This is a genomic window from Kineococcus halophytocola (genome assembly GCF_041276425.1).
Lineage (GTDB): Bacteria > Actinomycetota > Actinomycetes > Actinomycetales > Kineococcaceae > Kineococcus > Kineococcus halophytocola.
Window position 1 is genome coordinate 30,517 of the sequence record NZ_JBGFTU010000025.1, and the last position, 25,227, is coordinate 55,743.

A 25,227-nucleotide genomic window follows, 5' to 3' on the forward strand; every position below is an offset into this window, starting at 1 on the left:
TCCCCGGTGGGTCGTCAGGCGGCGAGCCAGAGCCAGCGCGTCGGCGTCACGACGGCCTGGACGAGCCGGTCGTGGGGCAGGGCCGGCAGCGGTGTGACGGCTGCGTCGAGCAGTTCCTCGTCGTGTACGACGGCCACCACGGGCACGCGGGCCGGGACGCGGCGCAGCGCCCGGTCGTAGCTGCCGCCGCCCTGGCCGAGCCGGCGGCCGGCGGTGTCGACGGCGAGGGCGGGCACGACGACGACGTCGGCGCTGCGGACCGCCTGCACCCCCAGGTGGCCGGTGGCGGGGCCGGCCGGTCCCAGCTCCCAGTCCAGGTCGTCGTCGGGCAGCAGCACGGGCAGCAGGACCTCCACGTCGCGCCGGCGCAGCTCGGCCAGGCTCGTGCGGGTGCCCGGTTCCCCGGGCAGGGAGGTGTAGGCCGCCACGCGTGTGACGCCCACCAGCAGCGGGCAGTCCAGCAGCACGTGCGCGACGGCGGCGTCGACGGCGGCGGCGTCCTGGGCCGTGCAGCGCCGGCGCCGGGCCCGGATGTCGCGGCGCAGGGCGCGCTTGTGGGCCTCGACCGCCAGGACGTCCGGCGCGAGGGACAGGTCCGCCCGGACGTCGAGGTCGTCCCCGCCGGTGCGGTCGGCGCCGGGGTCGGGACCGGTGTCGAGGACGGTGTCGGATGGGGGCACGGCCGCTCCTGGGTCGCGCGGGCTCGCGACGGGGGTTCCGGGCGCAGTCCGCTCCCGACGAGTCTGCCTCCTGGGGCGGGGTTCGGGAAGAGGGCGCGTGTCACCCCGCCGGGGCAGGAGGGCAGCGGTCAGTGCCCGGTCCGGGACGGGCGGTAGCCTCCGCCCATGACTGAACGCGACGAGCGTCCCGGCCGCACGGTGCGCAAGGCCGTGATCCCCGCCGCCGGTCAGGGAACCCGCTTCCTGCCGGCCACGAAGGCGATGCCCAAGGAGATGCTGCCGGTGGTGGACACCCCGGCCATCCAGTACATCGTCGAGGAGGCCGTCCGCGCCGGGCTCACCGACGTCCTGATGATCACCGGGCGCAACAAGCGCTCCCTGGAGGACCACTTCGACCGCAACGTCGAGCTCGAGGTCGGGCTGGAGGCCAAGGGCGACTCGGCCAAGCTGGCCCGCGTCCAGGAGTCCACCGACCTGGCCCAGGTGCACTACGTGCGCCAGGGCGACCCCAAGGGCCTCGGGCACGCCGTGGCCGTCGCCGAGCAGCACGTCGGCGACGAGCCCTTCGTGGTCCTGCTGGGCGACGACATCGTCGACGCCCGCGACCCACTGCTGGACGCCATGATCGCGGTGCGCGAGGAGCACGGCGGCAGCGTCGTGGCCTTCATGGAGGTCCCCGAGGACCAGATCCACCTCTACGGCTGCGCGGTGGCCGAGCCCACCGGCACGACCGACGTGGTCAAGGTCTCGGGCCTGGTGGAGAAGCCCAAGCGCGAGGAGGCCCCCAGCAACCTGGCCATCATCGGCCGCTACCTGCTGGACCCGGCCGTCTTCGACGTGCTGCGCGAGACCCCGCCCGGCAAGGGCGGGGAGATCCAGCTCACCGACGCCCTGCAGGTCCTCGCCTCCGGCGACGGCCCCGGCTACGGCGTGCACGGGGTCGTCTTCCGCGGCCGCCGCTACGACACCGGCGACAAGCTCGACTACATCAAGGCCGTGGTGCGCCTGGCCAGCGAGCGCTCCGACATCGGCTCGGACCTGCGCGAGTGGCTGGGCGAGTTCGTCGCGTCCGGTGCGGGTTCGCAGGACTGAGCGTGACAATCTTCGGGGTGTGAGTGCTGCACCCCTGACCACGGTGGCGGCGCACCGGCAGTCCTGCCTGGACCTGGTGCGGCCGCTGCCACCGCTGGACCTGGCGCTGCGCGACGCCCTCGGCTGCGTCCTGGCCGAGGACGTCGTCAGCCCCCGGCCGCTGCCGGCCTTCGACAACTCCGCGATGGACGGGTACGCGGTCCGGGTGCGCGACGTGGAGTCCGCCAGCGAGGACGAGCCCGTCGGGCTGCCCGTCGTCGGGGACGTGGCCGCCGGCCGCGCCGACTCGCTGCGCCTGGTCGGCGGGACGACCGTCCGGATCATGACCGGGGCGCCCGTCCCGCACGGGACCGAGGCCGTCGTCCCCGTCGAGTGGACCGACCGCGGCGTCTCCCACGTCACCGTCCGCCGGGCCCCCGTCCCCGGCCAGCACATCCGCCGCGCCGGGGAGGACGTCGAGGCCGGGGTCCTGGTCCTGGAGGCCGGCACCCGCCTGGAGCCCCGCCACCTCGGGGTCCTCGCCGCCCTGGGCCGCGCCCGGGTGCGCGTGCGGCCCCGTCCGCGCGTGGTCGTGGTCTCCACCGGGACCGAGGTCGTCGAACCCGGCCTGGCCCTGGCCCGCGGTCAGCTCCACGACGCCAACGGGTACCTGCTCACCGCCGCCGTGGAGGACCTGGGGGCCCTGGCCTTCCGCGTCGGGGTGGTCGCCGACGACGCCCGCGAGCTGGCCGCCGTCCTGGACGACCAGCTCGTGCGGGCCGACGTCGTCATCACCTCCGGCGGGGTGAGCGAGGGCGCCTACGACACCGTCAAGGAGGTCCTGTCGGCGCCGGGGGCGCACGCGGTCCGCTTCGACCGCGTCGCGGTGCAGCCGGGCATGCCCCAGGGCCTGGGCACCCTGGGCGAGCAGGCCGTCCCGGTGTTCACGCTGCCGGGCAACCCCGTCAGCTCCTTCGTGTCCTTCGAGGTCTTCGTGCGCCCGGCGCTGCGCCGGATGCTCGGGGAGGAGGGGCCGGACCCCCAGCGGCCCCGGGTGCGGGCGCGGGCCGGGGCCGGGTGGACGTCCCCGCCGGCCAAGGAGCAGTACGTGCGCGCCGCCTGGACCCGCGACGGCGACGGCGGTTTCGTCGTCGAACCCGTCTCCGGGCACGGCTCGCACCTGGTGACCGCGCTGGCGCGGGCGACGTGCCTGGTCGTGGTGCCCGCGGGCGTCGCGCAGGTCGAGCCCGGTGACGAGGTGGAGTGCGTCCTGCTGGGCCCCCTGCCGGTGGAACCGGGCCCGGACGTGCCGGTGGGGCGGGCGTGAGCCACAGTGACGCCGTGAACGCGCGCCTGACCCACCTCGACGACGCCGGGCACGCACGGGTGGTCGACGTCTCGGCCAAACCGGTCACGGCCCGCCAGGCCCGCGCCGAGGGGTACGTGCGCTGCTCGCAGACCGTCCTGGACCTGCTGTCCGCCGGCGGGCTGCCCAAGGGCGACGCCCTGGCCGTGGCGCGCATCGCGGGGCTGCAGGCGGCCAAACGCACCCCCGACCTCGTCCCGTTGGCGCATCCTGTGGCGGTGCACGCCGTCGAGGTCGACATCGTCCCGGTGAGCACGCCCGAGCTGACGGGCGTGCACATCACGGCCGCCGTGCGCACGGCCGACCGCACGGGCATCGAGATGGAGGCGCTGACGTGCGTCGCCGTCGCGGGGCTGACGTTCGTGGACATGGTCAAGGCCGTGGACAAGCGCACCGTCCTGGAGGGCGTGCGGGTCACGGCCAAGAGCGGCGGTCGCAGCGGGGACTGGACCGTCGATGAGTGAGCGCGGACCCGGGCGGACCGCCCTCGTGGTGACGGTCTCCAACCGCGCCTCGGCCGGTGTCTACACCGACACCTCCGGCCCGGTGGCCGTGGAGGGCCTGCGGGAGATGGGGTTCACCGTGGACGGGCCCGTCGTCGTCCCCGACGGCGACCCGGTCGAGGAGGCGTTGCGCGACGCCGTCGCCGCCGGGTACGACGTCGTCGTGACCAACGGCGGCACGGGGCTGAGCCCCCTGGACCTCACCCCCGAGCGCACGCTGCGCGTCCTGGACTACCTCGTCCCCGGGGTGCCGGAGGCGATCCGGGCCGCCGGGGCCGCCGCCGGGGTCCCCACCGCCGTGCTGTCCCGCGGGGTCGCCGGGGTCGCCGGGGGCACGGTCGTGGTGAACCTGCCCGGCTCCGTCGGCGGGGTCCGCGACGGGATCGGGGTGCTGACCGGGTTCCTGCCGCACGCCGTGGAGCAGGTCCACGGCGGGGACCACCCGCGCGTCCCGCCCGCCGGAGCGCAGCGGTGAGTCCCGGCTGGCCCGTCGAACTGCGCGAGGGTCCGGTCCGGCTGCGTCCCCTGCGACGGCGCGACGCCCCGGTGTGGCGGGCGGTGCGCGCGGCGAACGCGTCCTGGCTGCGGCCGTGGGAGGCCACCTCCCCCGAGGGCAGCGGACCGGCGCCGAGCTTCCCGCAGATGGTGCGCGGCTTCTCCCGCGAGGCCCGGGCCGGGCGCATGCTGCCCTTCGTCGTCGAGCTCGACGGCACCCTCGTCGGGCAGATCACGGTCTCCGGCATCACCTGGGGGTCGCTGCGCTCGGCCCACGTCGGGTACTGGATCGACCGCCGGGTCGCCGGGCGCGGCACGATCCCCGTGGCGCTGGCCCTGGTGGCCGACCACTGCTTCGGGACGCTGCGGCTGCACCGGGTCGAGGTCAACATCCGGCCCGAGAACGCGGCGTCGTTGCGGGTCGCGGAGAAGCTCGGGATGCGCGACGAGGGGGTGCGCCGGGCCTACCTGCACATCGACGGCGCCTGGCGCGACCACCGGACGTTCGCGCTCACGGCCGGGGAGGTCCCCGAGGGCCTGCTCACCCGGTACCGGGCCACCCAGCGCACGCGCTGAGGCGGAAGGACTTCCGCGGCGCGACACGCACCCGAGTTGCGGGATCTGGCCCGCCCGTGCCATAGCGTGTCGCCCGTGCCCGCCAGCAGCCTGATCTTCCTCACCATCATCGCCTTGTGGGCCGCCTTCCTCGTCCCCAACGCCATCCGCCGGCACCGCCGCACGGCCGAGGCACGCCAGGCCGACCGGGACTCCGAGGCGATGCGCGTCGTGGTGCGCCGCGGGTCCGCTCCCGTGGGTGAGGCGCTCGCGGCGGCCGCCGTTTCCGCCGTCGCGGTGGGGTCCTCCTCCCGCCCCGTCCTGGGGCCCTCCCCGGCCCCCGCCACCCCGTCGCTGCGGTCGGTGCCGGCGCTGCCGTCGCCGTCGTCGGGGCCGGTCGCGCCCGTGGCGTCCCCGCGCGCCGGTTCCCGGGTCGTGGCCCGCCGTCGCCGGCTGCTGGCGAGCGCCGCGGGGGTGACCGCGGTGGGCTGGGCCCTGGTGGTGGCCGGGGCCGCGCCGTGGTGGTCCGGGGCGGTCCCGACCCTGGGGCTGCTGCTCGTCGTGGCCGCCCTGACCCGGCACGGGGCGAGCGCCCCGGCCCGCCGCGCGGTGCGGCCGGCGGCCCCGGCCGCGACCCTGCCCCGGGCGCGTCCGTCCGGTCCGCGGGTCACGGTGCCGGCCCCGCGCGACGAACGTCCCTCCCCGCTGGCCGAGGACCGGGGCTGGGCTCCGGTGCCGGTCCCGCTGCCGACCTACCTGCTCAAGGACCGGGCGCGCACGTGGGACCCCGTCTCGCCCGCCGTCGCCGCGGCCGCGACGGTGGACGGGAGCGACCTGCACGCCGGCGCCGAGGAGGACACCCGGGTCATCGACCTGCGCGAGCACGCCCGCGTCGTGAACCTGTGACGGTCGCGCACGCGGTGGTCACCGGCTCCCGGCGGGACTGGTAACCTCTTCTCGTCGCCGCGGGTGTTCGGGCGACGGTCTGGGGCTGTGGCGCAGCTGGTAGCGCACCTCGTTCGCAACGAGGGGGTCAGGGGTTCGAATCCCCTCAGCTCCACCCTGGCAAGGCCCTCACCGGTCAACGGTGGGGGCCTTTTCCGTTGCCGGTGCCGCTCGCGTCGGGCCCGTCGCCGGTCATGGGCGTCGCGTGAGGAACTTGCGGCGAACGGGTGACGTCTGGCTACCATGGGTTCCGCTGGCTCACCCTTGCGTAACGATTTCGGCTCGATGAGATCACTCGGACAGGTGACCGGCGTCCCACACCGTCGTGGGTGTCCGCACAGGCCACGACGGGGGAGGGTCCTTGGCCGCCGAAGAACTGCACCTGCTGCCGAACCAGCGCCGGCGCGTCATCGACGCTCCGGCCGCGCCCCCCACCCCCGGACCCCTGCGGCCCTTCCTGCCCGTGGCCCTGCCCGGGGGGCTGCGCCGCCCCACCCCGCCCAGGGGTGACCGCCGGCCCGTGTGGCAGCGGGAGTACAGCCGCACCATCGCCGTCTGCGACGCGCTGGCCGCTCTCGTCGGTGCCGTCCTGGGCTACCTGCTGCGCTTCGGCGACGCCCCGCAGTCCGCCGGCCCCTCGGTCGCCTGGACCATGGTGCTGCTGCCGCCCGTCTGGGTCGCCTCGATGCTCTTGTTCCGCGCCTACGAGGCGCGCTTCCTCGGCGTGGGGTCGGAGGAGTTCCAGCGGGTGCTGCTGGCCGGGACCACCGTCGTCGCCCTCGTCGGCACGCTCTCGTGGGCCTTCGCCCTGGACGTGGCCCGCGGGTTCGTCGTCATCGCCCTGCCGGTCGCGGGGGTCCTGACCGTGACCGCCCGCCTCGCCGTGCGCCGCTACCTGCACAGCCGCCGCTCGGCGGGGGAGTGCATGCAGTCCACCCTGGTGGCCGGGCACCCCGCCGCGGTCGCCTCGCTGGTGCGGCAGGTGCAGCGCAACACCGACCACGGCCTGCGCGTGGACGGGACCTGCACCCCCGACGGGCGCAGCACGCCCGAGCTGGACCGCCTCGGCGTCCCCGTCCTGGGGTCGCTGCAGGACATCGCCGGCGTCGCGCGCGAGGCCGACGTCGACGTGGTGGCCACGCTGACCTGCCCGGAGCTGGACGGCCCGGTGCTGCGCCGCCTCGGCTGGGAGCTGGAGGACACCCGCGCCGACCTGGTGGTGGCGCCCGCGCTCACCGACGTCGTCGGCCCGCGCGTGGTCATCCGCCCGGTGTCCGGGCTGCCGCTGCTGCACGTGGACCGGCCCGAGCTGCGCGGGATCCGGCACGCCGGCAAGGCCCTGTTCGACCGCGGCAGCGCCGCGCTGGGCCTGCTGCTGCTGTCCCCGCTGTTCCTGCTGGTCGCCCTCGCCATCAAGGTCGACGACCCCGGTCCGGTGTTCTTCCGCCAGACCCGCGTCGGGCGCGACGGCCGGGAGTTCTCCATGGTCAAGTTCCGCTCGATGGTCACCGACGCCGAGAAGCTGCTCATCGACCTGCGCGAGCAGTCCGAGGGCAACGGCCTGCTGTTCAAGATGCGCCGCGACCCCCGGGTGACGCGGGTGGGGGCGCTGCTGCGCCGGTACTCCCTGGACGAGCTGCCCCAGCTGTTCAACGTCCTCGGCGGCAGCATGTCGCTGGTCGGTCCGCGCCCGCCGCTGCCGCGCGAGGTCGCCGAGTACGGGCAGGACCTGCGCCGGCGCCTGCTGGTCAAGCCGGGCCTGACGGGGCTGTGGCAGGTCTCGGGCCGCTCGGACCTGGACCTGGAGGAGTCGACGCGGCTGGACCTGCAGTACGTGGAGAACTGGTCGCCGGCCTTCGACGTGATGATCCTCGCCAAGACCGCCCAGGCCGTCTTCGGTGGCCGTGGGGCGTACTGAGGGTGACGACTCACCCCGTCGCCCTCCGGGGAGGGCGTGGGTGTGACTGGTCTCGCACGGTGACCCTGTGTTCACGTCTTGCGGCCGTCCCTGTGAGCCTCGCTACTATGCGCACGACCGAGTGACCAGAAGTGACAGCTTTGCGCCGGGCGGGGTACCGAACGGCGCAACGACCGGACGAGGAGGAGAGCGCGTGAGCACCAGCACGGAACCGCTGCCGGCCACGCCCGCCCCGCCGGCCGGTCCCACGCTCTCGGTCGTCGTCCCGGCGCACGACGAGGCCCGCACCCTCGCCCGCACCCTGACCGCGCTGGGGGCCGCCGCCGGGACCGAGACCCCCGAGGTCGTCGTCGTGGCCAACGGGTGCACCGACGGCACCGCGGACGTCGCCCGCGCGGCCGGGGCCCGCGTGGTGGAGCTGGGGCAGGCCTCCAAGGCCGCCGCCCTGCGCGCCGGCGACGAGGCCGCCACCGCCTTCCCGCGCGTCTACCTCGACGCCGACATCGTCCTGACGCCGGGGACCCTGGCGCACCTGGCGCAGCGGCTGCGCCGCGGGGACGTGCACGCCGCCTCCCCGCGGATCCGGTTCGACCTGCGGGGCTCCTCCTGGCCCGTGCGCGCGTTCTACCGCGCCTACGCCGAGCTCCCCTACGTCCGCTCCGGCCTCGTCGGCCTGGGCGTCTACGGGATGTCGGAGGTGGGTCGGGCGCGGTTCGGGCAGTTCCCCGACGTCACCAGCGACGACCTCTTCGTGCAGCGGCTGTTCGCCGAGCACGAGCGCGGCACCAGCGACGGGGAGTTCGTCGTGGCCGCACCCAGGAACCTGCGCAACCTCATCAAGGTGCGCACGAGGACCGCGTCGGGGAACGCGGAACTCAGCAGGACCGAGCACCGCACCGCACCAGGCGCCGGGGGGCGCCCGGGGACCGTCGACGCGTCGCAGGACGCGGCGGCCGCCGCCGGAGTCAGCGCCACGGGGGACGCACCACCCTTCGAGAGGTCGACGTCGGGAACGACCACCGCCCTCGCGAAGCTCGCACTGGCCCGTCCACGACTGCTTCCGTCCGTCGCCGTCTACACCGCCGTCACCGTCGCGTCCCGGATCTCCGCCCGCCGCAGGCAGACCACCGCCTGGCAGCGGGACACGTCCACTCGCTGACCGGCTCCCTGGGAGATCACATGGTCCTCTTCTCCGGCCCCTCGCGAAGCCTGGCATCGCTACGCTCCGTGACTTCCCTTGACCTCACCGCAATCGACGACCTCGGGGTGAACCCGTCCCGGGAGCACCAGCAGGTCACCGTCGACGACGTCGACTTCGACGCCCTGCGCGAGAGCGAGGTCGTCGACCACGTCATGCTCGCCCTGCAGGAGGGCCGCGGCGGCAACCTCATCACCCCCAACGTCGACATCCTGCGCCAGCTGCGCCGCCCGCAACTGCGGGAACTGGCCGAGCAGGCCGAACTCGTCGTCCCCGACGGCATGCCCATCGTGTGGGCCAGCCGCATCCAGGGTGAGGAACTGCCCGAGCGCGTCACGGGTTCCTCCCTCATCTGGTCGCTGTCCGAAGCGGCCGCCCGGTCGGACCGGTCGCTGTACCTGCTCGGAGGCGCGGAGGGGATCGCCGAGCGTGCAGCGGACCGGTTGACCGAGACCTACGAGGAACTCAAGGTCGCAGGGGTCCAGTGCCCGCCCTTCGGCTTCGAGAAGCGCCCCGCGCAGCTCGAGCAGACGGTCAGCGCCGTCGTCGAGGCCGAACCCGACATCGTCTTCGTCGCCCTGGGGTTCCCCAAGCAGGAACGCCTCATGCAGCACCTGCGCGAACACCTCCCGAACACCTGGTTCGTCGGGTGCGGGGGCACCCTGACCATGGTGGCCGGGGAGGTCTCGCGCGCACCGCTGTGGATCCAGCGCAGCGGCCTGGAGTGGGTGCACCGCCTGGCCATGGAACCGCGGCGGATGGCCAAGCGGTACCTCGTGCACGACCTGCCGTACGCGGCGGGGTTGTTCGCGCGGGCCGTGGCGCGGCGCACGTCGCGGCGGACGGCGTGAACCCCGTCGGGACGGTGCGCCCGCAGCCGGACCCGGTGGTCACCGACCACGACTGGCCCGCCGTCACCGTGGTGGTCCCGGTGCACGGGGACCGGGGTGAACTGGCCAAGACCGCGAAGGCCCTGGCGGCGCTGGACTACCCCGGTGCGGTCGACGTGGTCGTCGTGGACAACGGTGACAACGTGGGGCTGGAGCAGAGCCTGGCCGTGCTGGAACGGGTGCAGGTGGTCCGCGAGAGCACACCGGGTTCCTACGCGGCGCGCAACGCCGCGCTGGCGGTCGCGAGCGGGGAGGTCCTGGCCTTCACCGACGGCGACTGCCTGCCCCGGCCGGACTGGCTCTCCGAGGGTGTCCGGCAGTTGCTGGCCTGCGACGGGCCGGCCTTCGTCGGCGGTGCGATCGAACTGTTCCCCGCGGTCGCCGGCCGGGCGAGCTTCGCCGAGCTGTGGGACTGCGTGAACGGCCTGCGTCAGGACCACTACGTCGAGGACCAGGGGTGGGCCGCCACCGCCAACATGATGACCCTGCGCTCCACCTTCGACCGGGTCGGCCCCTTCTCGGCCTTCCTGCGGAGCGGTGGTGACCGGGAGTGGGGCGAGCGGGCCACCCGCACCGGGGTGCAGGCGGTGTTCGGCGCGACGGCCGTCGTCGACCACCCCGCGCGGCCGACCATGGCGGAGCTGCACAAGAAGGTCCGGCGTGTGACCCGGGGCGACGTGGACAAGCGGCGGGCCGCCGGGACCGCCCTGTACGACCGCGGGGAACTCAAGGGTTCCCTGCGCCCCAACGTCAGGTCGACCGTCCGGACTTCGGCCAGGGTGTCACCGGGGTGGACGTTCGACCGCGTCCGCTACGTCGCGGTCGGGCACTGGATGCAGTACTACTTCGTCGGCGCGAAGTTCGCTCACGTCCTGCGGACGCGGCGGCCCGGGCGGGCCCCCCACGCGACGGTCGCGACGCCCCGCGCGGACTGACCGACGTAGATGGCGCGGATCGCCGTGAAGACGCCGAGGTAGCGCACCGTCCGCAACCGGTCCGGGGTCGGCGGACGGCGCCAGATGGTGACCGGAGTGCTCAGCGCCAGTTTCAGGTGCGAGGCGCCCACGCCGGCGAAGTGCCGGATCCTGGGGTCGTCGACCAGGTCGACGTCGACGTGACCGCGTGCGACCCGCACCTGCTTGGAGATGATCTCGGACAGGGACGCCCGCGCGGGGTGGTCGACGACCGCGTCGGCGGCGTAGCGCTGCCGCAGGCCGGCGGCGGCCACCCGCTGTCCCCACTGCGCATCACCCCTGGACTGCAGGGAGGCGTCGAACACGCCGACCCGGTCCAGCGTCGCGCGCCACGTCAGGACGTTGGCCGTGGCGCCGAACTTCCTCTCGGCCAGGTACCAGTCCTGCTTGAACGAGTGCTGTTCCTCGTAGACCTCCGGTCCGGTCCGGGCCGCGCCGTGCTCGAACCGCAGGGCGATGGCGCCGGCGACCATGTCGGCCCGGGGTGCGGCGGACAGGGCGGCCACTCCCCGTTCCAGCCAGTCGGGGTGCGGTGAGCAGTCGGCGTCGGTGAAGGCGATGACCTCACCGGTGGCCGACTCCAGCCCCTTGTTGCGCGCCGCGTAGGAACCCTTGCGGGTCTCGCTGAGCAGCCTGAAGCGGGAGTCGCCGGCCGGCAGCGCCGACGCGACGTCCTCGGTGGAGTTGTTGTCGACGACCACGACGTCCACCAGTTCGGCGGGGTAGGTCTGCGCCCGCAGGGACGCCAGGCAACCCCGCAGCAGGTCCACGCCGTTGTGGACCGGTACGATGACGGTCACGGTCGGCAGGTCCGGAGCGCTCATCGGGACAGGACCTCCAGCAGTCGGTGGGCGTTGAGCTGCGGTGAGAACTCCGAACGGACGTGCTCGCGTCCCGCGGCTCCCATGCGCCCCCGACCGGCCGCACCGGCGTCGGCCAGGGCCACCAGGGCGTCGGCGAGCAGATCGGCCCGCCCCGGGGGCACCAGCCGGCCCGAGATCCCGTCCTGGACGAGTTCGGGGATGCCGGCGATGGGGGTCGTCACCACGGGCGCGCCGGTGGCCATGGCCTCCATGAGGACGACGGGGACACCTTCGGCGAAGCTCGGCAGGCAGAACACGTCCGACCACGCGTACAGGGCCGGCAGGTCCTCGTTGGCGACGGGGCCGACGAGGGTGACGTGGTCCTGCAGACCCTGGTCGGCGATCTGCCGGGCGAGGTCGTCGTGCAGGGGGCCCCGCCCCACGATCCGCACGTCGAGGGGGACGTCGGGACGGCGGCGGCGCAGGACGTCGACCGCGGCCACGAGGACGGACGGCCCCTTCTCCGGCACCAGCCGGCCCACGAACAGCACCCGCAGGCCCGCACCGTCCCGCTGGAGCCGTTCGGCTCCGGCGTCGGCGAACTTCTCGACGTCGACCGCCATGCGCACCAGGTGGAGCTTGTCCCACTCCTGCGGGGGGCTGTGCCGCATGAGCTGGCCGCGGCAGAAGTCGCTGATGCAGGCGACGGCGTGGGCCGAGCGCACCTTGGCGGGCAGGTCGAACGCCTCCACCGCTTCGAACTCGGTGGGACCGTGCATGGTCATCGTCCAGCGCCACCCGGAGTCGGGACCCTCCACGGCGAGGCCGAGCGCGACGACGAGCCGGGCCACGTCGGCGCCGTTGTTGGCGAAGTGCACGTGCACGTGGCGGATCCCGCGCTCGCGCAACGTGTCGAACAGCAGGAGGGCTTCGGCGAGGTAGAAGGCCTGCCACGTCCGCGACCGTGCGGTGGCGGGCCCCGAACGTGCTGCCGCGGCGGCGGTCCGCACCAGGCCGGGCAGGCCGGTCCGCACGGTGCGCAGCCCGGCCCGGGCCCAGTCCCGGGGCGGTGAGCCCAGCAGGGTGGTGGTGGTGGCGGCCTCCGCGCGGCTGCGCGGCGACAGCTGGGTCTCGGCCGGTGCCGGCCGGACCGTGAACGTGTGCACCTCCACGCCCTGCGCCCGCAGCGATTCGACCTCGTTCTCGATGAAGGCGTGCGACAAGGAGGGGTAGCTGCTGACGAGGTACGCCACCGGCCCGACGCCCCCCTCGTGCGCGGACACGTCGCGATCCGCTGTCGGGGTCGGGCTGCCGGGCGGGGGGGACGGCCGCAGTCCGGCCGTCGCGTCGGATCCCGTCATGCGCCGAACAGTAACCACTCCGGAGCGTCCGACACCATTCACACCTCGTGACGCCAGGGGGGCAACTGGATGACCTTCACCACTGTCCGCGCCGCTATCGTGACGGGTGAAGGTGACGTGACGGAAGGAGAGGTGTGCCACGCGCTCCAGTTCGGCCGGACCGGTCGTCAGACCGAGTTCACACCCTCGGCGTCGAGCACGACCGTCCGTCGTCTGACGACGGCGGGGACACCGACGGCGGTCGCACCGCCGGGAACGTCGTCGACCACCACGGCCCCGGCTCCGATCTTCGCGCCCGGCCCGACGACCACCGGCCCGATGATCGTCGCTCCCGCGCCGACGTACGCTCCGTCCTCGATGACGGGAGGTCGCCCCGGTCCGGAGACCCCGACGGTGACGCGGTGGTACAACGTGACCCCTGCGCCGATCCGGGTGTCGGGGTGGAGTATCACGCCGCGACCTCCGTGCGGCAGCCTGAGTCCTGCGCCGCAGTCGATCTCCCGGGGGAGTTCGGCTCCGATGAGCCCGCGCACCCAGACGGCGTCGCACACGGTGTGCAGACGACGCAAGAGGGTTGCGGCCAGGCCAGGACGACGGTGAACGGCCTGCCCCAAGCGCCAGACCCCCAGCGTCGCGCGGGATTCCCAGAAGGGGTTGCGGGCGAAGTCCTGAGTGAGCTGCTCGCGCCACCGGGTCCCGGCACCGGACCACTTCTGCCGTACGGTCATGCTGTCCCTCCTGGTCGGCCGAAGACTGTTCGACTGGCGCGCCGATGTCAGCGTCGTGTTCGGACTGTAACCACTCTTGACCCCAACCACCATTATTCGTGACCGCGATCCGAGGAGACACATGACCGCTATCCCCGAGACCGGCCCGGACGTGGCAGACGTCACCGTCGTCATGCCCGCGATGAACCGCGCCCACCTCATCGGCCGTGCGCTCGAGAGCGTCGCCGCCCAGACCGTGCGTCCGCGCGAGGTGATCGTCGTGGACGACGCCTCCACCGACGACACGGTGGCCGTGGCCCGCGAGCACGGGGCGACCGTGATCGAGCTGCCGGTCAACGGGGGGAGCGGCCCGGCTCGCAACCGGGGCATCGAGGCCGCGACCACCGAGTGGATCGCCTTCCTGGACAGCGACGACGCATGGCACCCCGATCACCTCGAGAAGGTGCTGGCGCCGTCGGCCGGTCACGTCCTCGTCGCCGGTGCCGGCAGTTCCACCGGAGGACGGCTGCTGGGGAACGCCTGGCGTCGCGACGTCGAACTGACGTCCATCGACCTGGTGGCGCCGGGGGACATGGTCTGCACGAGCGGGACGATCGTGCGCAAGCAGGCCCTGCTGGACGCCGGGCTGTTCAGGTCGCTGCGCCGGGCGCAGGACCTGGACATGTGGGTCCGCGTCCTGCAGCAGGGGTCGGGTCTGGCGTTGGCCGACTCCACCTTCACCTACCACCTGCACGAGCAGCAGGCGATCAACGACACCGAGCTCATGCGCGAGTGCTACACCCGGATCGTCGAGCACTGCGCCGAGCAGTCCTGGTTCTCGGCCGCCGACGTCGACCGGGCGTTCACGAAGTGGCGCTGGGACGACCTGCGGGCCGCCCAGGCCGGTCGCGACGTCGGTGCGGTCGCCCGACACGCCGGGTGGTTCGTCCGGCGACCGCACACGTGGGGTTCGCTGTCCAAGCTGCTGCGGGGGCGGCGCCTGAGCAGGACCCGCGGCTGAGTCAGGGGCGGACGTACCCCGCGGGGACGCCGTAGTCCATCGGCAGCGCCTGCAGCCGGTCCCAGGGGAAGTTCTTCATGATCGCGTAGCTGGGCTTCCCCTTCATCAGCGTCGTCCACGGGTTCACCCCCGTGTCGGCCTTCACCGCGCTGGGGCTCTCGGCGACCACCGCGACCGCGCCGGCCCGGTCGGTGACGATGAAACCGTACTTCTGGGCGGCCTTGGCGATCGCCCTGGCGATCGGCGTCAGCTTGAGGGCGTCGACGTTCACGGTCGGGTCCAGCCGGAAGCGCAGACCCTCCGGGATCGCGTCGGCGGCGGTGTCGATGCCGTCGCTGCGCTGGGCGGGCCAGCTGAAGGTGCTCGCCTCCTGCACGTCCACCAGCTGCAGGGACAACGCGTGGTCGATGACCCCCGCCTGCGCGTCCCCGATGAGGACCGACCCGCCGGAGACGGCCAGGCCCGACGCGGCCGCACCCCAGTACCCGTCGAAGTACCCCGGGCTCGTGGAGACGCCGTCGATGCGACCGCCCCAGCACGCCTGCCAGGTCCCGTTGACGCGCTTGGCCTTCCAGAACTCCCAGAGCTGGTCGGTCTCGGGCGAGTAGATGGTGAGCTGCCCGTCGGTCCCGGCGGCGGGGACGGCGCCGTCGGGGATCGGCACCTGCGAGAACTGGCCCCCCTCGCCCAAGAGTCCGCTCGGCGTGTACGGCTTGCGCTGGCAGTTGTTCCAGGCCACGTCCACCCGCTGTTGCGTGGCGTTGACGGTGTAGATGCTGGTGCCGTACTGGTTCACGTTGAACGCCGCCGTGCCGTAGTTCGCCGCGACCTGCCCGGTGACGTTGCTCACCAGCGCGGCGGAGTCCGGGTTCACCGGTGCCTTGCTGACGTCGGTCCGCCACACGCTCGTCGCCGAGAAGATCCCCCCGGTGGGAGCCTGGTCGGCGATGACGTCGGAGGCTCCGGCGAGGGAGGGGGAGGCGGACAGCGTGAGGATGCTGGTGGTGGCGACCAGGCAGAGGAACGCCTTCTTCATCGTGCGCACGTGAGGTCCTTGGGGGTTTCGGGGGGTGGGGACCTTCCAGGGATCGGCCCGGGCGGTGGGGACGCCGCATCGCCCGGGAGTGCGAACCTGTTCGGAGCAACCGGCTCACTCTGCCGGGTCGGACCCGCGGCGACGCCGAAGAGCCCCACCTCCCGCAGGGGAGGTGGGGCTCTTCGGCACGGGGCGTGGCGCGGTCGGTCAGAGGTTCTTCCCGTAGTCGGCCGGCAGGGCCTGCATCTTGTCCCACGGGAAGTTGGCGAAGATGCTGTAGCTGGGCTTGCCCTTCATGAGCGACTTCCAGGGGTTGACGCCGGTGCTCGTCTTGGCCGCGTTGGGGCTCTCCGCGGTGATCGCGACGGCACCGCCCTTGTCGGTGATGATGAAACCGTACTTCTGCGCGGCTCTCGCCACCATCTTGGCGATGGGCGTCAGCTTGAGCGAGTCGACGTCGACGCTGGGATCCAGACGGAAACGGGTCCCCTCGGGGATCGCGTCCGGGGACTTGTCCTGGCCGTCGCTGCGCTGGGCGGGCCAGCTGAAGTCGGTGTAGAGCGCGGCGTTGACGAGCTGCAGGGACAGGGCGTGGTCGATGACCCCGGCCTGCGCGTCCTTCACGAGGACGGCGCCGCCGGAGACGGCGAGGCCCGTCGCGCTGGCGCCCCAGTGCCCGTCGAAGTGCCCCCGGCTGGTGGAGACGCCGTCGATGCGACCACCCCAGCACGCCTGCCACTTGCCGTCGACCTTCTTGGCCTTCCAGAACTCCCACAGCTGGTCGCTGGAGGGGGAGTAGATCGCCAGGTGGTTGTCGGTCCCGGCGGCGGGCACGGCGTCGTCCGGGATCGGGACCTGCGTGAACTGCCCACCCTCACCGAGCAGACCCGAGGGGGTGTAGTTCTTGCGCTGGCAGTTGTCCCAGGCGACGTCGATGCGGGGCTGGCTCGCGTCGACGGTGTAGATGCTCGTCCCGAAGGAGTTGACGTTGAAGGCGGCCGCGCCGTAGTACTTCTGGACCTGGCCGGCCAGGTTGGCCACCAGGGCGGGGGAGTTCGCGGCCACGGGGGCGGAGGAGACGTCGGTCTTCCAGACGCTGGACGCGCCGAACACCCCGCCGGTGGGGGCGCCTGACCACCCGCCGGTGGGGGTGGAGTCCGCCGGCACGGAGGTGATGCGGGGGGCGCTCGCGACCGCGCGCTGCTTGGCCGTCACGGTGACGGGGCCGGTGCCCGCGGAGGCGGCGGGCGCGATGGACACGACGGTGGCGGCGACGAGTGCGGTGGCTGCGGCGAGGGACAACGGCTTGCGCATGGGATGGACTCCTGGCGAGAACGACGGTTGCCCCCCATGCATCGGGCAGCTTCCTCCGCCTCCTGCGCCTGAAGGGGTGCATTCCCCGCCGTTGCACACGACCGGGTGAGGGCCCTGGGCGCCGGGGTCACTCTGGGTGGAGGTGCCGGGGGCCAGGCGCCTCGACGGTCCCTGCCCGGTCGGAGCAGCGCGTCACCGTCACGCTGCGTCCGTGCCCGGCGTGCCGTTGCCGCCGGTCGAGGACGCGGGCGCGGCGGTCCGGTGACGCTGCGTCCGGAGTGCGACCGCCGTGTGCGCGGACGGTGATGACCGTGCGTCCGTCCTCCCTGCCGGTGACCACTGGACGGGGGGAGGCGGTGCTCTGCGTGACAGGATCTCGCCATGAGCGAGCAGCGGACCCCGCCCGCCCGGAAGCCCGCCCGGAAGGACGTCCGTCCCCGGTGGATCGCTGCGGGTGGCGTCGTCGTCGTCCTGGTCCTCGTCGTCACGGCGCTGCTCGTCCGTGGAGGAGGATCGCCCACGCCGGGTCCGACGGGGCGGGACGAGGACGTGGCCCTCCCGGAGGACTACCCGTTCTCCGCCGAGAGCGTGTGGCGCCAGGACATCAGCGACGCGCCGGTGGCCGACAACTCCGCGGCGCAGGTGGCGGAGATCGCCCAGCAGGTCGAGAGCAAGCACGACGGGGTGGCGGCGTTCAACGTCAACCGGTTCCAGGTCGCGTTCTACACCGTCGGTCCCGACCAGCCTCGTGTCGACGTGGACTGGAACGACTGCCAGAAGAAGGGGTACACCCCCCGGGGCCTGCTGGGAGAGGACGGGCAGTTCACGGACGTGCCGATCCCGGACGACGCGGTCCCCGCCGCCGGGACCGACGGGCAGCTCACCGTCTACTCGCCCGAGACCGACCAGCTCTGGGAGTTCTGGAAGGCGGAGAAGACCGACTCCGGGACGTGGCAGGCCTGCTGGGGCGGGCGCATGGACGACGTGTCCCGTTCCCCCGGGTACTTCGACGGGGGATTCGGGTCCAGTGCCACGGGTCTGGGGCTGGCGGGGGGCATGGTGTGGGTCGACGACGCCCGGAGCGGGACGATCGACCACGCCCTGTCCCTGCAGCTGACCGCGGCTCGCCACTGGAAGACCTTCAGCTGGCCGGCCCAGCGCAGCGACGGGAACGACCGGGACGAGGACGCGGTCCAGGAGGGGACCCGGTTGCGCCTCGACCCCGACGTCGACGTCGACCAGCTCGGGCTGACGCCCCTGGCGGCCATGATCGCCCGGGCCGCCCAGAAGTACGGCTTCATCGTCACCGACCGCGCCGGGTCCGTCGCCATCACCGCCGAGAGCGGGCAGGAGCTGGCGCAGGACAACCCCTGGCCCGCCCTCATGGGGGACGCCAAGTCCTACGAGGTCATGGCGGGCTTCCCCTGGGACGACCTGCAGGCCCTGCCGCGCAACTACGGCAAGCCGAGCCGGTCCGCGAGCCCGTCGGCGGGGGGCTGACGGAGCTTCCCGCCACCGGGCCCCGGCCGGGCGACCTACAGGCCCCCGAGCTCGCTCGACAGGGTCTCGGCCGCTTCGACGGCGCGGGTGACCACCTCCGGCACGCGGTCTCCGGGGCGCCGGGACTTCACGATGCGTGCCGGGTTCCCCGCGACCACCGTCCACGGGGGGACGTCGGCCACGACGACGGACCCGGCCCCGACGATGGAACCGGTCCCGATGCGGCGGCCGGGCAGGATCGTGCAGCCGGCGCCGATCCAGACGTCGTCCTCGATGACGATCGGCCGGTCGGGGCGGAACCCCTGCTGGTTCATCGGGACGTCGACGGCAGCCGTCTCGTGGGCCGAGGCCAGCAGGACGCAGCGGGGACCCATCATGACGTCCCGGCCGATGTGGACCGGGCCGATGACGAGGGCGTCCATCCCGATGTCGGAGCGGTCCCCGAGCCGGATCCCCTTCCCGGAGCCGAACCAGGCCCCGTGCTCGACGTTCACGTCGTCGCCGCACCGGTCGAGCATCGCCCGGGCGCTCAGGGCGCGCAGCCGCCGGGCGGCCCGTCCACCGGGGCGCGGTGACCAGGGCAGGTGCCGCGTCAGCGCCAGGTAGGAGGCCGCTCCCGCGAGCCGTCGCGCCCGGGCCAGGGCCCGGACCAGGGGGTCGTCAGCGCCCGGGGCCGGGTTCGCCCCCGAGGCTGGGTCGTCGGTCGTCATCGGGTCGCCCCTTCGTCAGGTGGGGGATGAGTGCGATCCCCGCCAGCATCCAGACCAGGGAGTTGGGCAACGGGTAGGGCGTCGGACTCAACATGATCGTCACACCCCAGACCGCCGTGACGGCGGTCGACAACGACCGCCAGCCGAGCAGGTCCGGTTGATCCTCAGCGTAACCGCGCTGGAAGATCGCCCGCACCGGCCCCAGCAGGATGCAGGCGACGAACACGGCGGCGCCGGGCACGCCGATCTCGGCGGCGCGTCCCAGCAGGACGTTGTGGACCTCGATGTCGACGTTGGTGATCGGGTAGGTGTCCGCCTGGCGCACCCAGTCGCGGGACACGTCGATGAACCGCAGCCAGCCGACCCCGGTCAGCGGGTGCTCCTCGACGATCCTCACGGCGGCGGCGTTGGTGTTGGCCCGGTCGTAGACCGAGCGCGTGGTCCCTGCGCGTTCGTCCGTGCTCTGGCTGAGCCCGGGGACGAAGGTCAGCAGGGCGACGACGAGGACCGCGGTGCCCGCGAGGACCGCGGGCAGCAGTCGCCGTCCGCGGGCGGAACCCAGCATGGCGACGACGATGCCGCCCACGGTGCCCAACCAGACCGAGCGCGTCAGGGATTCCAGCACCCCGGCACCGGCCAGGACGACGGTGGCGACGGCGACGGCGCGCCACGCACCCCGGAACCGCGTGGCGACGAGCGCCGCGGCGAAGGTGGTCGCCGAGCAGGCCATCCCCATCGCCTCCGAGGCGACGAAAGGACCTCGCGCCCGGCCGAACTGGATGCCGACCGACGGGTCGGAGACGTAGCTGGGGAAGACGAGGCTCCACACCTTCAGGGTCTCCATGAGCGCCGTGAAACCCAGGTACAGCCCCAGGAGCGTGAGCGCCTTCAGGAGGAGGTCCCGCCGGGCGACGGTGTTGAAGACCACCGGGGCGACGGTGAACAGGAGGAAGGGGACCACCAGACGGTCGAGCAGCGCGAACAGGCCCGAGGACTGGAACAACGTCGAGTGCCCCGCGGCGGAGGCCGTGGCGATCAGGACCAGGACGACCATCGCGACGTGGGCGGGCCGCAGCCGCAACGTCGTCCGGCGCCAGGCCCAGGGGTCGAGGACGAGCAGCACCATCCCGAGCCCGAAGAACAACCGGTCCAGCCCCACCGGGAGGTGGAAGGCGTCCCAGTGGCCCGAGAAGACGTTGCACAGGACGGCCGCGATGAGGCACCACAGGTACAGGGGGCGCTCGGGTTCGGCGTCGGCCCCCACCGGGGGGCCGCTCTGGCCGGTGGATCGGTGGCGCGGGGACGCCGTCCCCGCAGCGGGGCCGGTCACCGGCGCGGTGCCCCGGACGTCGTCTCGTCGGGGGAGGCCGTCGTGGAGGTCGTGGAGCCGGATCGGTCCGGCGTCCCGTCCGCGTCCAGGACGACGGTTTGGGAGGTCCGACGGCGGTCCAGGTGGACCGCGACGGCCAGAGCGATGAGGAACCCGGCGGCCGCACCGACCAACCCGAACTGCTGGATCGTGCTGGACCGGTTGTCGCTCTCCAGCTGCCCGGCGCGGATGATCCGCAGGCCCCCCGCGACCGGGACCTCCGTCACGGCCCCGCGGTACTGCTGGCTCAGGCCGAGCTGCTGCACGGTCAGGACGTCGACCTGGGCGGAGGCCTGCTCGACGGCGGCCTTGGCGGCGTCGATCACCGGCTGCGCTGCCTCGCCGGCGGTGACCGACGCGAGGTTGCCCTCGGCATCGGCCAGGGCCTGCTTGGCGGCCGCGACGCGGTTCGACATGTCCGTGTACTGCTGCAGCAGCTGGTCGGAGTCGTTCCCCGACGCGGCGTTGACCTGGTCGACCAGCTGCTGGGCCACGGCCTGCGCCCCGGTGGTGGCGGCGTCCTCCGTCCGCGCCTGGACCTCGATGCGGATGACGCTGGACCCGGGGATGGGGGAGGCCGAGACCCGCGACACGTCATCGGCCGCGTCCCCCAGCAGGGGCGCGATCGACGCCTGTGCCTGGGCGTCGTTGACGTAGCGGCTGACGTCCGCCGCGAGCTGGTTCGCCCCGGTGGAGTACCCGGCCACCAGGCGCGCGTCCAGGCTCTCGCTCCCCACGGCCACACGGGCCTCCCCCAGGTAGACCGGTGTCCTGAGGAAGGCGGCGGCGACGCCGAGGACGGCACCGGCGAGGATGATCAGGACGGCCAGCCAGCGACGGGCGGCCAGCGCCCGCAGGGGGGTGGTGGGGGTGCTGCGGACTGCTTCAGCCACGGAGACTGCTCCATCTGTCTCGGGGAGTGGTGCGAGCGGTAGTCGCATCGGGGCAGAGAGTACCCAGAACCGTGCGGATGCTGCCGTCACGGGAACCAGGGGCGCACGCTCCGCGACGGTGAGTAACCAACTTCACGGAGAGTCGGACCTGGGCGATCAGGCGGAGCGCACGCGTCCGGGGGAGTCGGACGGCGCCTCGTCACCGGAGACCGACCGCAGCGGGCGGACGACCCGGGCCGGCACGCCGGCGATGAGCGACCCGGGCGGGAAGGCGCCGCGGACGACGGCTCCCGCCGCGACGACCGAGCCGGCGCCGATGTGGCTGCCGCGCAGGACGATCGACCCCGCGCCGATCCAGACGTCGTCCTCGATCACCACCGGGCTCGTGCGATAGGCGCCGCGGTCGGTCCCGACCGGCTCGAAGACGTGGTCCTCGTCGTGGATCGAGACGCGTTCCCCCAGCCGGCAGCGGTCGCCCACGGTCAGGGATTCGAAGACCGACAGGAAGGCACCGGTGTTGACGAAGACGTCGTCACCCCAGCGGAGGTGACCTTCGACGTGGAAGGTGCTGTCGCCGGCGATCGTGCACCGCAGCCCCCGGTCGAAGGTGGCCGCCGACCCCAGCTCGAGCCGGGTCCGTGGACCGACGGCCACCGGGGTCCCGCGGAGCGCGGGGTGCGCCGCCCCCGCGGCGAGGAAGCGCGCCCGCCGGCCGAGGCGTCCCCACGCCCGCCGTGCGGTGGTCACGACGGGGTGGGGCGGGCGGGGTGAAGTCCTCGTCACGCTCTGCATAGTCATCGAGTGTCGACGGGCACGGCAAGGCTCATGCCCCGCTTTCGGCGCGAATGCGCCCATCTTGGCCGGTACTCCCCACCATCTTCACGAACGGCCGCACCGAAGCTACCCCCTGCTATGGTGCGCAACCGTAGGTAGCAGTGGCTTCCTTCGCATGCGACTCGACGCCGAGGACGTGGTGGTTGCGGAGCGGCGAGGAGGGTGGAACCGGTGGGCACCACCGTCAAGGCGTCACGCGCGGAACGCAACGACCTGGCGCTGGAGCGCGGGTCGGTCGAGCGCGTCGGCGGTCACAGCGCCCGGGGCGTGGCGTGGACGCTGGCCGGTCAATGGGGCCTGCAGGTCTTCCGCACGGCGAGCATCGTCGTGCTGGCCCGCCTCCTGACCCCCGACGACTACGGGCTCATGTCCATGGCCTGGGTGATCACCGGGTTCATCGCCACGGTGGGGAGCCTGGGGCTGTCCGAGGCGATGGTCCAGCGGGACCGGGTCACCCACGCCCAGGCGAGCACCCTGTTCTGGCTGAACCTGGCCCTGGGGGTCGTGCTCACGCTGCTGGTGGCCGCCGCCGCGCCCGTGGTGGCGTGGTTCTACGGCCGTCCCGAACTCGTCGGGATCACCCTGGCGCTGTCCGTGACGTTCTTCCTGGGGTCGCTGACCGTCCAGCACCAGGCGCTCCTCCTGCGCGGCCTGAACTTCAGGACGCTGGCGATCCGCAACTTCGTCGGTGGTCTGGCGGAGATCGCCGTCTCGATCGTCGCCGCCCTCCTGGGAGCGGGGTACTGGTCCCTGGTGGCGGGTCAGCTGGCCCGGGCCCTCCTCACGATCGTCATCCTGTGGGGGTCGGTGGACTGGCGTCCCTCCCGTCCCCGGCGGGGAGCTGGCGTGCGGTCCCTGGTCTCCTTCGGGGGCGGCATCAGCACCTTCCGGATCCTCGACTACGCGTCGAAGAACGCCGACAACCTGGTCATCGGGAAGTTCCTGGGCGGTGACGCCCTCGGTCTGTACAGCCGGGGTTACGGCCTCCTGATGGCCCCCCTGCAGCAGATCCACGGACCGGTGGCGAACGTGGTGCGCCCGACCATGGCCGCCCTGTTCAAGGAACCGGACCGGTACCGCCGCTACTACCTCGGTGCGCTCAGCGGTCTGTGCTTCCTGGTCGCCCCGGTGGTCGTCGTGCTCGCCGTCCTGGCCGACCAGGTCGTGCTCGTCCTGCTCGGACCGCAGTGGCTGGCCTCGGCCGAGGTGTTCCGCTGGCTCTCGGTCGCCGGGCTCCTGCAGGTGGTCGGTTTCACCAACGGGTGGTTGTACGCGACCTCCGGGCGGTCCTGGGCGTGGGCGCGGTGGGCGCTCATCAGCCGCCCGGTGCTCATCGCCTCCTTCTTCGTCGGGCTGCCCTGGGGCATCGACGGGGTCGCGATCGCCTACGCCGTGTCCCAGCTGATCCTCACGCCCATCGGCATCGCCCGGGCGGGCAAGGGCACCCCGGTGTCGCTGCGCGACGTGCTCCGGACGTCGGTCCGTCCGGCGGTGGTCGCCGCGGTGTGCGGGGGAGTGGCGGCCTCGACCGGGATGCTGGTGCCCGACGCGTCCGGTCTCGTCCAGCTGGTGGTGCGCGGCGGTGCGGCCGGTCTCGCCGGTGTCCTGCTGGTGGTCCTGTGGCCCCGCGCTCGGCGCGAGGTCCTGGGGCTCTACCACTCGGTCCGGCACCGCTAGGTCGGACCGTTCACTTGTGCTCGTGCCCGTAGTCGGATGATGAGGTCGGGAGAGAACGTGGAGAACGTCGTGGAGAACGCCCCGGAGGTCTCGGTGGTGATCCCGGTGCGCAACGGTGCCCGCACCATCGTGCAGCAGCTCGACGCCCTGGCCGCCCAGCGCACCTCGCGACGGTTCGAGGTGCTGGTGGCGGACAACGGGTCCGACGACGGGACCGCCGGGGTCGTCCAGGAGTGGGCCCGCGGTCGTGCCGCCGACGTCCGGGTCGTCGACGCGAGCCACCGGGCGGGGTCCAACGTCGCCCGCAACGCGGGCACCGCGGCCGCCCGTGCGGAGAAGGTCCTGATCTGCGACGCCGACGACGAGGTGGACGCCGGGTGGCTCGACGCGCTCGCGGAAGGCCTCGACCGCGCCGACGGTGTCGGGGGAACGCTCGAACGCGTGAAGCTGAACGACGAGTACATCCGTCGCTGGGGGCCGCCCGGCGGGCAGACGGGGATCGTGAAGCAGCTGGGGTACCTCCCGCGGCCGATCGGTGCGAACTGCGGTTTCCGTCGTTCGGTCTGGGAATCGCTGGGGGGGTTCAACGAGGACTACGTCCGGGGCGGTCCGGAGACCGAGTTCTACTGGCGTCTGCAGTTGGCGGGCTTCTCCCTGCTCGACGTGCCCGAAGCCGTCGTCCACTACCGGATGCGGGCCGAGCTGAAGGCGTCCGTCAAGCAGATGTACATCTGGGGCCGGCAGTCCCCCATGCTGTACCGCGACTTCCGTCCGCGGGGGATGACCTTCGACGCCAAGGAGTCGCTGGACCGGTGGGTCTACTTCCTGCGTCTGGTCAAGCGCAGCGGGCGCGGCCCGCGCGACCGCCTCGAAGCCCTGCGCCAGGGTGGTTACCGCCTGGGCAGGCTCGTCGGCAGCGTGAAGTACAGGGTCGTCTTCTTCTGAGGACCGGCCCGGCGCGGGGGGGGGCGGGTCCCGGCGACGACGAACCTTGCCGCTGAGGGTATCGCCGCGCTACTGTCCGTCACGTCCCGCTCAGGGTGCCGGTGGTTGAACGGCAGGTGCGACGGGCGGGACCGGTGCGGTGGGCCTCCCCGGTCGAACGACGCACGCGCCCCCGCTCACGGGTTCTCCTGCTGGACCCTGCCCCGCGGAGGCGTTCGCCTCCTGCGGTCCGCGGAGGAGCACCGGATCGGACGGGCTGTCCGGCCGACACGTCCAGCACACGAGATTCGTACACGGAGGAACAGCGCGTCATGCGGATGACTGTCATCGGGTGTGGGTACCTCGGCGCCGTCCATGCAGCGTGCATGGCCGAGCTGGGGCACGAGGTCATCGGGATCGACGTGGACCCCGAGAAGGTCGCGGCCCTGCAGGCCGCGCGGGCCCCGTTCTACGAACCGGGTC

Annotated in this window: 25 protein-coding genes and 1 tRNA gene; 16 read left to right on the forward strand and 10 right to left on the reverse strand. The window is 73.2% G+C overall.

Features of this window, described 5'->3' with window-relative positions; all coding sequences use genetic code 11:
• Nucleotides 1–14 precede the first annotated feature (14 nt).
• The gene (locus tag AB2L27_RS17860; RefSeq protein WP_370442845.1) at nt 15–680 is read right to left on the reverse strand and encodes a 5-formyltetrahydrofolate cyclo-ligase; all 666 of its coding nucleotides are present in this window, start codon (nt 678–680) and stop codon (nt 15–17) included.
• A gap of 165 nt (nt 681–845) precedes the next feature.
• Between AB2L27_RS17860 and galU the strand changes: the two genes are divergently transcribed.
• The 11 genes from galU (at nt 846) to AB2L27_RS17915 (ending at nt 10,556) form a co-directional block, all read left to right on the forward strand.
• Nucleotides 846–1,772 (forward strand): UTP--glucose-1-phosphate uridylyltransferase GalU, encoded by a 927-nt coding sequence (gene galU / locus AB2L27_RS17865; RefSeq protein ID WP_370442846.1) that lies wholly within the window; start codon nt 846–848, stop codon nt 1,770–1,772.
• A gap of 19 nt (nt 1,773–1,791) precedes the next feature.
• Nucleotides 1,792–3,078, forward strand: coding sequence for a molybdotransferase-like divisome protein Glp (gene glp / locus AB2L27_RS17870; protein ID WP_370442847.1), 1,287 nt, complete (start codon nt 1,792–1,794; stop codon nt 3,076–3,078).
• 14 nt (nt 3,079–3,092) lie between these two features.
• The gene (gene moaC, locus AB2L27_RS17875; RefSeq protein ID WP_370442848.1) at nt 3,093–3,581 is read left to right on the forward strand and encodes a cyclic pyranopterin monophosphate synthase MoaC; all 489 of its coding nucleotides are present in this window, start codon (nt 3,093–3,095) and stop codon (nt 3,579–3,581) included.
• A complete protein-coding gene (locus AB2L27_RS17880; protein WP_370442849.1) occupies nt 3,574–4,095 on the forward strand; it encodes a MogA/MoaB family molybdenum cofactor biosynthesis protein in 522 nt (173 codons plus the stop codon). Before moaC ends, AB2L27_RS17880 begins: the two co-directional genes overlap by 8 nt.
• A complete protein-coding gene (locus AB2L27_RS17885; protein WP_370442850.1) occupies nt 4,092–4,691 on the forward strand; it encodes a GNAT family N-acetyltransferase in 600 nt (199 codons plus the stop codon). The genes AB2L27_RS17880 and AB2L27_RS17885 overlap by 4 nt, the downstream gene beginning before the upstream one ends.
• Before the next feature lie 75 nt (nt 4,692–4,766).
• Nucleotides 4,767–5,576: a hypothetical protein gene (locus AB2L27_RS17890; RefSeq protein ID WP_370442851.1), complete on the forward strand. Its 810-nt coding sequence runs from the start codon at nt 4,767–4,769 to the stop codon at nt 5,574–5,576.
• 81 nt (nt 5,577–5,657) lie between these two features.
• Nucleotides 5,658–5,730, forward strand: a tRNA-Ala gene (locus tag AB2L27_RS17895).
• A 348-nt stretch (nt 5,731–6,078) separates the two neighbouring features.
• Nucleotides 6,079–7,533, forward strand: a complete 1,455-nt coding sequence (locus AB2L27_RS17900) for a sugar transferase (protein WP_370442869.1) — start codon at nt 6,079–6,081, stop codon at nt 7,531–7,533.
• Nucleotides 7,534–7,726: 193 nt separating this feature from the next.
• Nucleotides 7,727–8,692 (forward strand): glycosyltransferase family 2 protein, encoded by a 966-nt coding sequence (locus tag AB2L27_RS17905; protein ID WP_370442852.1) that lies wholly within the window; start codon nt 7,727–7,729, stop codon nt 8,690–8,692.
• A gap of 107 nt (nt 8,693–8,799) precedes the next feature.
• Nucleotides 8,800–9,582: a WecB/TagA/CpsF family glycosyltransferase gene (locus tag AB2L27_RS17910; RefSeq protein ID WP_370442853.1), complete on the forward strand. Its 783-nt coding sequence runs from the start codon at nt 8,800–8,802 to the stop codon at nt 9,580–9,582.
• The gene (locus AB2L27_RS17915) at nt 9,579–10,556 is read left to right on the forward strand and encodes a glycosyltransferase (RefSeq protein WP_370442854.1); all 978 of its coding nucleotides are present in this window, start codon (nt 9,579–9,581) and stop codon (nt 10,554–10,556) included. The genes AB2L27_RS17910 and AB2L27_RS17915 overlap by 4 nt, the downstream gene beginning before the upstream one ends.
• On the opposite strand, the gene AB2L27_RS17920 is transcribed toward AB2L27_RS17915, so the two are convergent.
• From AB2L27_RS17920 to AB2L27_RS17930, 3 genes are all read right to left on the reverse strand, one after another.
• Nucleotides 10,487–11,419: a glycosyltransferase family 2 protein gene (locus tag AB2L27_RS17920; RefSeq protein ID WP_370442855.1), complete on the reverse strand. Its 933-nt coding sequence runs from the start codon at nt 11,417–11,419 to the stop codon at nt 10,487–10,489. The genes AB2L27_RS17915 and AB2L27_RS17920 overlap by 70 nt on opposite strands.
• On the reverse strand, nt 11,416–12,681 hold the full coding sequence (locus AB2L27_RS17925) for a glycosyltransferase family 4 protein (RefSeq protein ID WP_370442856.1): 1,266 nt from the start codon (nt 12,679–12,681) through the stop codon (nt 11,416–11,418). Before AB2L27_RS17925 ends, AB2L27_RS17920 begins: the two co-directional genes overlap by 4 nt.
• A 245-nt stretch (nt 12,682–12,926) precedes the next feature.
• Nucleotides 12,927–13,610, reverse strand: coding sequence for a serine O-acetyltransferase (locus tag AB2L27_RS17930; RefSeq protein ID WP_370442857.1), 684 nt, complete (start codon nt 13,608–13,610; stop codon nt 12,927–12,929).
• Here AB2L27_RS17930 and AB2L27_RS17935 point away from each other — a divergent pair.
• Nucleotides 13,609–14,487 (forward strand): glycosyltransferase family 2 protein, encoded by an 879-nt coding sequence (locus AB2L27_RS17935; RefSeq protein WP_370442858.1) that lies wholly within the window; start codon nt 13,609–13,611, stop codon nt 14,485–14,487. The genes AB2L27_RS17930 and AB2L27_RS17935 overlap by 2 nt on opposite strands.
• Before the next feature lies 1 nt (nt 14,488).
• Here the strand turns inward: AB2L27_RS17935 and AB2L27_RS17940 are convergent, their stop codons facing one another.
• The gene (locus AB2L27_RS17940) at nt 14,489–15,532 is read right to left on the reverse strand and encodes a DUF4124 domain-containing protein (protein WP_370442859.1); all 1,044 of its coding nucleotides are present in this window, start codon (nt 15,530–15,532) and stop codon (nt 14,489–14,491) included.
• 198 nt (nt 15,533–15,730) lie between these two features.
• A complete protein-coding gene (locus AB2L27_RS17945) occupies nt 15,731–16,837 on the reverse strand; it encodes a DUF4124 domain-containing protein (RefSeq protein ID WP_370442860.1) in 1,107 nt (368 codons plus the stop codon).
• Between the two features lie 381 nt (nt 16,838–17,218).
• Between AB2L27_RS17945 and AB2L27_RS17950 the strand changes: the two genes are divergently transcribed.
• On the forward strand, nt 17,219–18,337 hold the full coding sequence (locus AB2L27_RS17950; protein ID WP_370442861.1) for a DUF4124 domain-containing protein: 1,119 nt from the start codon (nt 17,219–17,221) through the stop codon (nt 18,335–18,337).
• A 35-nt stretch (nt 18,338–18,372) separates the two neighbouring features.
• Here the strand turns inward: AB2L27_RS17950 and AB2L27_RS17955 are convergent, their stop codons facing one another.
• The 4 genes from AB2L27_RS17955 to AB2L27_RS17970 form a co-directional block, all read right to left on the reverse strand.
• Nucleotides 18,373–19,047, reverse strand: coding sequence for an acyltransferase (locus tag AB2L27_RS17955; protein ID WP_370442862.1), 675 nt, complete (start codon nt 19,045–19,047; stop codon nt 18,373–18,375).
• Nucleotides 18,998–20,311, reverse strand: a complete 1,314-nt coding sequence (locus AB2L27_RS17960; RefSeq protein WP_370442863.1) for an O-antigen ligase family protein — start codon at nt 20,309–20,311, stop codon at nt 18,998–19,000. The genes AB2L27_RS17955 and AB2L27_RS17960 overlap by 50 nt, the downstream gene beginning before the upstream one ends.
• Nucleotides 20,312–20,373: 62 nt before the next feature.
• Complete coding sequence (locus AB2L27_RS17965; RefSeq protein WP_370442864.1) at nt 20,374–21,309, reverse strand: Wzz/FepE/Etk N-terminal domain-containing protein; 936 nt, start codon at nt 21,307–21,309, stop codon at nt 20,374–20,376.
• A gap of 156 nt (nt 21,310–21,465) precedes the next feature.
• Nucleotides 21,466–22,056: an acyltransferase gene (locus tag AB2L27_RS17970; protein ID WP_370442865.1), complete on the reverse strand. Its 591-nt coding sequence runs from the start codon at nt 22,054–22,056 to the stop codon at nt 21,466–21,468.
• Between the two features lie 258 nt (nt 22,057–22,314).
• Between AB2L27_RS17970 and AB2L27_RS17975 the strand changes: the two genes are divergently transcribed.
• From AB2L27_RS17975 to AB2L27_RS17985, 3 genes are all read left to right on the forward strand, one after another.
• A complete protein-coding gene (locus AB2L27_RS17975; protein WP_370442866.1) occupies nt 22,315–23,820 on the forward strand; it encodes a lipopolysaccharide biosynthesis protein in 1,506 nt (501 codons plus the stop codon).
• Nucleotides 23,821–23,856: 36 nt separating this feature from the next.
• Nucleotides 23,857–24,765, forward strand: a complete 909-nt coding sequence (locus AB2L27_RS17980) for a glycosyltransferase family 2 protein (protein ID WP_370442867.1) — start codon at nt 23,857–23,859, stop codon at nt 24,763–24,765.
• Nucleotides 24,766–25,076: 311 nt separating this feature from the next.
• The coding region (locus AB2L27_RS17985; protein ID WP_370441880.1) for a 3-hydroxyacyl-CoA dehydrogenase NAD-binding domain-containing protein at nt 25,077–25,227 on the forward strand (151 nt) is incomplete at its 3' end.

Bases quoted from the DNA above. Each gene is read 5' to 3' on its own strand.
- AB2L27_RS17945 (WP_370442860.1), bottom strand. From the start codon at position 16,837: ATGCGCAAGCCGTTGTCCCTCGCCGCAGCCACCGCACTCGTCGCCGCC.
- AB2L27_RS17880 (WP_370442849.1), top strand. From the start codon at position 3,574: ATGAGTGAGCGCGGACCCGGGCGGACCGCCCTCGTGGTGACGGTCTCC.
- AB2L27_RS17920 (WP_370442855.1), bottom strand. From the start codon at position 11,419: ATGAGCGCTCCGGACCTGCCGACCGTGACCGTCATCGTACCGGTCCAC.
- AB2L27_RS17950 (WP_370442861.1), top strand. From the start codon at position 17,219: ATGAGCGAGCAGCGGACCCCGCCCGCCCGGAAGCCCGCCCGGAAGGAC.
- AB2L27_RS17955 (WP_370442862.1), bottom strand. From the start codon at position 19,047: ATGACGACCGACGACCCAGCCTCGGGGGCGAACCCGGCCCCGGGCGCT.
- galU (WP_370442846.1), top strand. From the start codon at position 846: ATGACTGAACGCGACGAGCGTCCCGGCCGCACGGTGCGCAAGGCCGTG.
- AB2L27_RS17935 (WP_370442858.1), top strand. From the start codon at position 13,609: ATGACCGCTATCCCCGAGACCGGCCCGGACGTGGCAGACGTCACCGTC.
- AB2L27_RS17930 (WP_370442857.1), bottom strand. From the start codon at position 13,610: ATGTGTCTCCTCGGATCGCGGTCACGAATAATGGTGGTTGGGGTCAAG.
- AB2L27_RS17980 (WP_370442867.1), top strand. From the start codon at position 23,857: ATGATGAGGTCGGGAGAGAACGTGGAGAACGTCGTGGAGAACGCCCCG.